The organism is Planomonospora algeriensis, from assembly GCF_977012225.1.
In genome coordinates, this window is the sequence record NZ_CDRNDK010000275.1 from 1 (window position 1) to 8,843 (window position 8,843).

Consider the following 8,843-nt stretch of genomic DNA (forward strand, 5'->3'; position numbering starts at 1 on the left):
TCGCCGAGCAGGACCGCGGCCGGTGGGACACCCGCCTGATCGCCGAGGGCGTCGGCGTGCTCCAGGCGGCCCTGGCCCGCGACCGCCTGGGCGAGTTCCAGGCCCAGGCCGCCGTCGCCGCGCTGCACGCCGACGCCCGGACGGCCGAGGAGACCGACTGGGTGCAGATCGTCGAGTGGTACGACGAACTGGTGCGTCTCACCGGCAGTCCGGTGGCCCGGCTCAACCGGGCGTCGCGGTCGGCGAGGCCGACGGCCGCGGCGGCCTGGCCGCCCTGGCAGGGCTCGATCCCGCTCTGCCCCGCCACACCGCCGTCGCGGCGTACCTCCACGAGCGCGACGCGACCCGGCGACGGCGGCGCGGCTGTACGCCGAAGCCGCCCGGTCGGCGCCCAGCCTCCCCGAACGCGACCACCTCACACGGCAGGCCGCCCGGCTCAACGCGCGACTGCGCGGCCGAGCGGCGCAGCGGGTCGTCGAGGACGGGCCGGCGGCTGAGCGCGGAGTGCGGTCAGAAGCCGATGACGGTGACGGTGCGTGGGGGTGAGACCGAGGGCTCGCAGTCGGCGTCGCCGGAGTAGATGGCGGTGATCTGGTGCTGGCCGCGGGTGCGGAAGCCGGTGATCAGCACGGCGGTGCCGGCCAGGACCGGGACGGTGCCCAGGGTGGCGGCGCCGTCCATGAAGCGGACGGTGCCGGTGGGGATGGCGCCGACCACGGTGTTGGTCGCGGTGTCGATCACCGAGACGGTGCCGCCGTCCTCATGGGTGACATAGACGGTGGTGCCGTCCGGGCTGACCGCCGCACTGTAGGCGTCGGGGTCGACGGTGATGGTGCCGACCACGGTGTTGGTGGCGGTGTCGATCACTGAGACGGTGCCGTCGCTGTTGTTGGGGACGTAGGCGGTGGCGCCGTCCGGGGTGATCGCCACCGCGTACGGGCTGTTGCCGGTGGTGATGGCGGTGGTCACGGTGTTGGTGGCGGTGTCGATCACCGAGACGGTGTCGTCGGACTGGTTGACGACGTAGGCGGTGGCGCCGTCCGGGCTGAAGGCCACCCTGAGCGGGCCGTCGCCGACGGGGATGGTGCCGACCACGGTGCCGGCGGCGGTGTCGATCACCGAGACGGTGTCGTCACCGGGGTTGGGGACGTAGGCGGTGGTGCCGTCCGGGCTGACCGCCACGTTGTACGGGTCTTCGCCGACGGGGATGGTGGCGATCACGTTGCCGGTGGCCGTGTCGATCACCGACACCGTGTCGTCACCGCCGTTGACGACGTAGGCCAGGGTCGCGGTCACCAGGGCGAGGAGTCCGGTGGGCGCGTCGGTCATGGCCGTGGCGGCACGGCCGGCCGGTCGAGGGCGGCGGAAGGGGAAGCGGAGCGGTGAGCCGGCGGCCATGGGAGGCCCTTTCTGGACGGGTACGGCGTCCCGCCGAGATGGCCGTCTCCGCGACCGCCACCTGCAGCGCTTCACCGTAAATGATCGCTTCGTTACCAAAGGTAATGATTTACGGTCGGGCTGCAAGAGGGCGTTATATAGACATGTCCCGAGCGTCAGGCATTCGACCTGCAGAAATACGTAAAATTGGTTATTTCGGCCAGCTGAATCGCTTTCCGGCCGACGTCGAGGGCGGGCCGGCCGCGGTCCTCTCGAAAGCTCGCGGTCACGCCGAACATTCGGCGCGTGCAGTGGGAAATGTATGAAAAATAGGAACGAGTGCACATGGAGCCGAATTGACGCCACCACCAGGGAAGCTCGCCGGGACGGCGAAAGTCGGGGATCGCGGCCAGATCGTCATCCCGAAGGACATGCGGGACATGTTCGGGATCGTTCCCGGAGACACATTGCTGCTGCTGGCGGATGTGGGGCGCGGTATCGCGGTGCTGCGCAACGACGACTTCGTCCACCTCGCCGAGACCGTGCTCGACGCGCGGAAGGACCGGAACGACGATGCGTGAAGACGCCGTACCGACCACTGCGGGGAATCCTCGGCGGAGCCGCGCACCATGGCATCTGTGGGTCGCCGGGCTGTTCATGCTCGCGCTCTACATCGGCGGTGCGCGGGACCAGGTGCTCACGCTCACGCTGAACCCGGACTACCTGTCCGCCCAGGGCTACGCCGAGCCCCAGATCGGCTACTTCGCCGACTATCCGTTCGGTCTCGGCGTCCTGTGGACCCTCAACATCGTCGGAGGCCTCGCCTCGGCGACGGCTTCGATCCTGCGCTCCCGCCGGGCGGTGCCGCTGGCCCTGACGACCGCGCTGGCTCAGCTGGTGCTGCTGATCCTCACATTCACCTTCCGGGACCGGTGGGACATCCTCGGGCCGTCGATGAGCCTGTTCGACATCGGCGTCGGCGTCCTGTCCCTCGCGTTCTGGTGGTACTGCCGGGTGATGCTGAGCCGGGCCGTTCTGCGGTGAGCCGGGCGGTGGGGCCCGCCCGGCTCACCGGCGGGGCCACGGCCTCCTGGCCCGACCCCGCACCCGGCACCCCGCACCCTGCGGGGTTCGGACCAGGTCCCCCTCCTTCCTACCAGCGGTCACCGCCGGGTGACGCCTGATCCTCGCTGATGCTGTCCAGCCAGGCCCGGTGCAGGCCGGCGAAGCGGCCGGCCCTCGCGATGAGCACTTCCGGCGGGCCGTCCTCCACGATCACCCCGCCGTCCATCACCAGCACCCGGTCGGCGGTCTCGATGGTCGACAGCCGGTGCGCGATGACCAGAGCGGTCCGGCCCGACAGGATCGTCCGCATGGCCCGCTGCACCAGCCGCTCGCCGGGGACGTCCAGGCTTGAGGTCGCCTCGTCGAGGACCAGCACGGCGGGGTCGGCGAGGAAGGCGCGGGCGAACGCCACCAGCTGCCGCTGCCCCGCCGACAGCCGCCCGCCCTGCTTGCCGACGGGCGTGTCGTAGCCCTGGGGGAGCGCGGAGATGAAGCCGTGGGCGCCGACGGAGCGGGAGGCTTCGACGACCTCGTCCATGGTGGCGTCCGGCCGCCCGAACCTGACGTTGTCCGCCACCGTCCCGCTGAACAGGAAGTTCTCCTGCGTCACCACGACCACCGCGGCGCGCAGCGCGTCCTCGCCGAGGTCGCGCAGGTCGACCCCGTCCAGCAGCACGCGACCGGAGACCGGGTCGTAGAACCTGGCGACCAGCTTGGCCAGCGTGGTCTTGCCCGCCCCGGTCGCGCCGACCAGCGCCACGACCTGGCCCGCCGGGATCTCCAGGTCCATCCGGGACAGCACCGGGGTGCCGTCCCGGTAGGAGAACTCCACCCCTTCGAACCGGATCCCGCCCGCCGGGTGCTCCAGCGGGACCGGGTCGCGCGGCTCGGCCACCGCCGGCCGCTCCTCCAGCACGCCGGAGAGCTTCTCCAGCGCCGCCCCGGCCGACTGGAAGGTGTTGTAGAACTGGCTGATCTCCTGCATCGGCTCGTAGAACTGGCGCAGGTAGAGCAGGAACGCGGCGAGCACGCCCACCGTCACCGAGCCGCCGGAGGCCAGCAGGCCGCCGTAGAACAGCACGGCGGCGGTCGTGACGTTCCCGATGAGCTTGACGCCGGGCATGAAGACCGCGATCAGGCGCATGCTCCGCACGTTGGCGTCCCGGTAGTCGGCGTTCAGCCGGGAGAAGATCTCCTGGTTGCGGGGCTCGCCGCGGAACGCCTGGACCGCCCGGATGCCGGTCATCGACTCCACGAAGTGGACGATCACCAGCGCGACGGTCTCCCGGGTCCGGCGGTAGGCGAGGCTCGACTGCCGCCGGAACCAGCGGGTGAACAGCAGCAGGACCGGCAGCGGGAGGAGGGCGACCAGCCCGAGGCGCACGTCCAGGAGGAGCAGCACGACCGCGGTGCCGACGAGGGTCAGCACGGCCGTGACGAGGCCGTCGAAACCCGACTGCAGCATCTCGGAGATGGCCTCGATGTCGGAGGTCAGCCGGGACACCACCCGCCCGGAGGTGTAGTCGTCGTGGAACGACAGCGACAGCCGCTGGAAGTGGCGGAAGACCCGCCGCCGCAGCTCCAGGATGATGCGCTGGCCGATCCGGCCGGACATCCCGAGGAACGCCTGCCGGGTCACCGCCTGCACGACCGCCGCGGTCAGCAGCGCCGCGACGACCGTGACCAGCACGGCCGGTCCCTCGCCCGCGACCATGGGCGGGATGCCGGCGTCGATGCCCACCTTGACCAGGTAGGGGATGGCGAGGGAGGCCGCGTTGCAGGCCACGATGAGCGCGACCAGCACCGCGATCCGCCTGCGGTACGGCCGGAGCAGATCGCCCAGCAGCCGCCGGGAGCGGTCCCGGAGCAGGAGCGAGACCTGCTCGGGGATCTCGTCCCGGTCCTCGGCGGCGACGCCGCGCCAGTCCCGCCCCGTGCCCGCGGTGTCCGCCGTACCCGTCGCGCGGGCAGGGTCCGCGGTGCCTGCCGTACCCGTCGCGCGGGCCGTGTCCGTCGTGTCCTGTCCGCTCACCGCAGTGCCCCCTCCGCGTCCACGTCGTCGTCGAAGTCGTCATCGAAACCGGCGCGCTCGTCCGGGTCCTCCTCCAGGCCGGCGGAGAGCAGCGCGCGGTACTCCGGCACGCCCGCCATCAGCTCCTGGTGGCGGCCGACGTGCGCGATCGTGCCGCCGGACAGCAGGGCGACCCGGTCGGCGAGCAGCACGGTGGAGGCGCGGTGCGCGACCACGATCCCGGTGGTGTCCCGCAGCACGTGCCGGAGGGCCTCCTCCACCAGCGCCTCGGTCTCGACGTCGAGCGCCGAGAGGGTGTCGTCCAGCACGAGGACCCGCGGCCGGGACAGCACCGCGCGGGCCAGGGCGAGGCGCTGGCGCTGTCCGCCGGACAGGGACATGCCCTGCTCGCCGATCCTGGTCTCCAGCCCCCACGGCAGCCGGTGGACGAACTCCGCCTGGGCGACCCGCAGCGCCGCCCCGATCTCCTCCTCGGTGGCGTCCGGCCGGCCGAGCGTGAGGTTCTCCCTGACGCTCATGGAGAACAGGGTCGGCTCCTCGAAGGCCGTGGCGACCATCGAGCGCAGCGCGGGCAGCGACAGGTCGCGCACGTCGTGACCGTCGATCGTGACCCGGCCCGCGGTGACGTCGTGCAGCCGGGGGACGAGGGCGGTCAGCGTGGTCTTGCCCGAACCCGTCGCGCCCACGACCGCCACCGTCTCACCCGGCCGCACCTCCAGCCAGACGTCGCGCAGCACCGGCTCCGCGGCGCCCGGGAAGCGGAACTCCACGCCCTCGAAGCGCAGGTGCCCGCTCGGCCGCCCGACCGTCCGGGCGCCTCCGGTGATGGCGGGCTCGACGTCCAGCACCTCCATCACCCGGTCCGCCGCGGTCATCGCCTCCTGCGCCATGGCCAGGATGAAACCGAGGGCCGAGATGGGCCAGACCAGCTGGAGCATGAGCGTGGTGAAGGCCACCAGCGTGCCCAGCGACAGCGTGCCCGAGCCCACCGCCAGCGCGCCGAGCAGCAGCACGGCGGCGAGGACGACGTTCGGGATCACCTCCAGGAAGGTGAAGAACCTGGCCGAGAGCCGGACCTTCTCCATCGCGGTCCGGTAGACCTCGCCGGCGCCGGCGTCGAAGGCGTCGTAGACGTGGCGGCCGCGGCCGAAGGCCTTGATCGTGCGGATACCGGCCGCCGACTCCTCGACGACGGTGGCCAGGTCGCCCTGCTGGTCCTGCACCCGGCGCGAGACGTCGATGTAACGGCGCTCGAAGCGCAGCGAGGTGACCACCACCGGCACCGCCGACGCGGCGACCAGTAGCCCGAGCGGCCAGTACATCCGCAGCAGCAGGACGGTCACCGTGAGGATCTGCACGGTGATCAGCACGAGGAAGAGCATGCCGAAGCCGAGGAAGCGCCGGATCGTCGACAGGTCGGTCGTCGCGCGCGAGAGCAGCTGGCCGGACTGCCAGGCTCCGTGGAAGGCCATCGGCAGCCGCTGCAGGTGCCGGTAGAGGTCGTCGCGGATCCGGGTCTCCAGGCCGATGACGGCATCGGCCAGCAGCCAGCGGCGCACCAGGACGAGCAGCGCCTCGACCGCGCCCAGCGCGAGGGCGAGCAGGGCCAGGGGGAGCAGGCCCGAGGCGTCGCCCCGGGCCACGGGGCCGTCGACGACCTCTCTGCCGACGAGCGGGATGACGATCCCGATCCCGGTTCCGAGGAAGGAGGCCGCCCAGATGACGGCCAGGCGGGTGGAGTAGGGGCGGAGATAGGACTTCATCCGCCACAGCGAGCGCATCCCGGCCAGGGGCCGGCTGCGGGGCCGCGGCTGCCGGGCCGCGGGTTCCGGCTCGGGGGCGGCGGTATCCGGAGGTTCAGGGGACATCGTCAGGCGGCACGCTCCTCACGGGTCTCGGTTGACGCCGGTCACCACGGACGGTGAAGGGCCCGTTAAGGCTAAGCATCCCGTCAACAGGTTTTCCGCAGGAGGAAAGGGTTCATGCCCGACAATGAGTGACTCTATGCGATCAGGGCACTACACAGAGTATGAAAAACGGGGCGAACGGCTCGGGATTCCGCTTGCTGATCATAATTGGCGAAGGCCCCCGAACGATGACATCACGTATCTGGAGGAAGAGGCGCGGCAGCGGGGGCACCTGCCGCTCGTCGTCTCCTGGCACGAATTGAGCGTCGCCCTCGACGACCGCGTGCCGAGGCTCTGCGCCGACGGGCTCCCGCTGGCGGTGGACGGGATCATCCATCAGATGTCCACCGACGCCCTGCCGGGCCTCACCGTCCTCGGCGCGGTGGAGGACCGGATCGCGCACTTGAACTCCACCGCCGCCGTGCTGCGCTCGGCCGACAAGTTCGCCACGCACGTGCGCCTGGCCGCCTGCGGCGTCCCGACGCCCGCCACCGCCTTCTGCCCGGGCGACCGCGAGCTCAGGATCTTCGCCCGGGCCTACGGCTACCCCGTCGTGCTCAAGCAGCCGGACGGAGCGCGCGGCTCGGAGGTCGCCCTCGCCAGGGGGGAGGAGGAGCTGATCGTCAAGGCGGAGTCGATCCGGGGCCGGGGGAGGCCGCTGCTCGTCCAGCGGTTCGTCGCCGAGGCGGCCGGGCGCAACCACCGGGTGGTCGTCGTCGGCGGGAGGTTCGTCGCCGCGGTCGAGCAGACGGGCCGGCCGGGCGACTTCCGCTCCAACGGGCCGGGGGACGTGTGCCGCCCGGTGGCCCTCACCGGCGAGGAGGTGGCCGTCGTGGAGCGTACGGCCCGCGCGGCGGGGCTCGACCTGATGAGCGCCGACCTGCTGCGCGGCCGCGACGGCCCGGTCATCCTGGAGACCAACTCCTTCCCCGCCTTCGGCGGGTTCGGCCACGTGGACCTGCGGGACCCGATCCTGGACCTGATCGAGCGCAAGGCCGCCGCCCGCCGGGCCGGAACGGCCGTCCCGGTCGCGGTGCCGGGGTACCGGCCGCTGCTCCCGCGGGAGGACGCCGTGCCCTCCGTGTCCTCCGTACCCTCTGCGCCCTCTGTGCCTTTCGCGCCCGCGGTGCCCTTCGCGGAGGAGCCCTCGGCCGCGCCGGGCTGCCGGTGCTGGTGTGGATCCACGGAGAGGCCTTCAACGCGGGCGGCAACACCGGCCCGTGGTACCGCGGCGCCTCCTTCGCCCGAGACGGCCTGGTGTTCGTCGCGATCAACTACCGCCTGGGCGTGGAGGGGTTCCTGCCCCTGGGCGACGCCCCGGCCAACCCCGGCGTGCTCGACTGGATCCGGGCGCTCACCTGGGTCCACGACAACATCGCCGCCTTCGGGGGCGACCCCGGCAACGTGACCGTCGGCGGGCAGTCCGCCGGCGGCCAGGCGAGCGTGACCCTGCTCGCGGCGCCCGCCGCCGCCGGGCTCCTGCACCGCGTGATCGACATGAGCGGCGGATCGGTGACCTGGGAGCCGGTCGAGCCCGCCCGGGAGGCGGCCCGCGCGCTCGCCCGTCGTCTCGGCGTGCCGCCCACGCGCGAGGCGTTCTCTGCGTTCACGCCGGGTGAACTGGCCGCGACGTACGGCTCGCTCGGCTCGGGCGAGCCGGATCCCGGGCCCCTCGGCGCGGTCTTCGGACCGGGCGTGCGCGGCCGCCGGCCGGTCCGTCCACGCCTACGAGTTCGGCTGGCGATCACCCGTGCGCGGCGGCACCGTCGGGGCCGGCCACTGCGTGGACCTCCTGGCGCGTCTGCTCGATCTCCCGGTTCTTCGTCTCGATGTCGTGGTTCTGCCGGGCCAGCAGCTCCGCCTTGTCCTCCAGCTCGGCGTTGGAGCGCTGCAGCTCCTCCTGACGGACCTGGAGCTCGGTGGCCAGCCGCTGTGACTCGGTCAGCAGGGTGTCGGCGCGGGCGTTGGCGACGATGGTGTTGACGTTGACGCCGATGGTCTCCACCAGCATCTCCAGGAAGGCCCGGTGCACCTGGGTGAAGCGGTTGAGGCCAGCCAGCTCGATCACGCCGAGCACCTGGTCCTCGAAGACGATCGTCAGCACGATCAGGTTGACCGGCGCGGTCCCGCCGGGCCCTCCTCGGCCAGCAGGAACGTGCCGTACTGGGCGGAGACCAGCGGGGCCGGCTCGTTCATCACCAGCTCGGCCACGACGGCCAGGTCCCGGTGGCCCTGCATCAGCCCGGAGATGCGCGCCAGGTTGGACTTGAGCCAGTCCTGCTCCTGGTTGGCCAGGGTGGTCTCACGCAGGGACTTCACCCTTCACGGGACCGTCGGCGATCTCAACCATGTCCACCATCGCTCGTCTCGACCGGCGGGAGGCCAGGCAATGGTAAGGCCGGGGCGGGCCGGACGGGGCCCGCCCTCGCGGCGCGGCCCGCCCGGCTACGGCGGGGACGGGA

The 8,843-nt window shown here is 72.1% G+C and carries 7 protein-coding genes and 3 pseudogenes; 5 read left to right on the plus strand and 5 right to left on the minus strand.

Annotated elements, in window-relative coordinates:
* Nucleotides 1-447: pseudogene (locus tag ACWJ6R_RS24140) on the plus strand (RNA polymerase subunit sigma-24); the annotation flags it as partial.
* A gap of 63 nt (nucleotides 448-510) precedes the next feature.
* Here the strand turns inward: ACWJ6R_RS24140 and ACWJ6R_RS24145 are convergent.
* A complete protein-coding gene (locus tag ACWJ6R_RS24145; protein ID WP_449064420.1) occupies nucleotides 511-1,329 on the minus strand; it encodes a YVTN family beta-propeller repeat protein in 819 nt (272 codons plus the stop codon).
* 404 nt (nucleotides 1,330-1,733) lie between these two features.
* Between ACWJ6R_RS24145 and ACWJ6R_RS24150 the strand changes: the two genes are divergently transcribed.
* A complete protein-coding gene (locus tag ACWJ6R_RS24150; protein WP_449064421.1) occupies nucleotides 1,734-1,958 on the plus strand; it encodes an AbrB/MazE/SpoVT family DNA-binding domain-containing protein in 225 nt (74 codons plus the stop codon).
* Nucleotides 1,951-2,421: a hypothetical protein gene (locus ACWJ6R_RS24155; RefSeq protein ID WP_449064422.1), complete on the plus strand. Its 471-nt coding sequence runs from the start codon at nucleotides 1,951-1,953 to the stop codon at nucleotides 2,419-2,421. Before ACWJ6R_RS24150 ends, ACWJ6R_RS24155 begins: the two co-directional genes overlap by 8 nt.
* A 109-nt stretch (nucleotides 2,422-2,530) precedes the next feature.
* Here ACWJ6R_RS24155 and ACWJ6R_RS24160 read toward each other — a convergent pair whose 3' ends face one another.
* A complete protein-coding gene (locus ACWJ6R_RS24160) occupies nucleotides 2,531-4,474 on the minus strand; it encodes an ABC transporter ATP-binding protein (protein ID WP_449064423.1) in 1,944 nt (647 codons plus the stop codon).
* Nucleotides 4,471-6,237, minus strand: coding sequence for an ABC transporter ATP-binding protein (locus ACWJ6R_RS24165; protein ID WP_449064424.1), 1,767 nt, complete (start codon nucleotides 6,235-6,237; stop codon nucleotides 4,471-4,473). Before ACWJ6R_RS24165 ends, ACWJ6R_RS24160 begins: the two co-directional genes overlap by 4 nt.
* A 484-nt stretch (nucleotides 6,238-6,721) precedes the next feature.
* Here ACWJ6R_RS24165 and ACWJ6R_RS24170 point away from each other — a divergent pair.
* Both ACWJ6R_RS24170 and ACWJ6R_RS24175 read left to right on the plus strand, forming a co-directional pair.
* Nucleotides 6,722-7,315 (plus strand): annotated as a pseudogene (locus ACWJ6R_RS24170) (ATP-grasp domain-containing protein); the annotation flags it as partial.
* A gap of 239 nt (nucleotides 7,316-7,554) precedes the next feature.
* Nucleotides 7,555-7,911, plus strand: a pseudogene (locus tag ACWJ6R_RS24175) (carboxylesterase family protein); the annotation flags it as partial.
* Between the two features lie 214 nt (nucleotides 7,912-8,125).
* Here ACWJ6R_RS24175 and ACWJ6R_RS24180 read toward each other — a convergent pair.
* Nucleotides 8,126-8,485, minus strand: coding sequence for a hypothetical protein (locus ACWJ6R_RS24180; protein ID WP_449064425.1), 360 nt, complete (start codon nucleotides 8,483-8,485; stop codon nucleotides 8,126-8,128).
* A 2-nt stretch (nucleotides 8,486-8,487) separates the two neighbouring features.
* Nucleotides 8,488-8,700: a hypothetical protein gene (locus ACWJ6R_RS24185; protein ID WP_449064426.1), complete on the minus strand. Its 213-nt coding sequence runs from the start codon at nucleotides 8,698-8,700 to the stop codon at nucleotides 8,488-8,490.
* Between the last annotated feature and the right edge of the window lie 143 nt (nucleotides 8,701-8,843).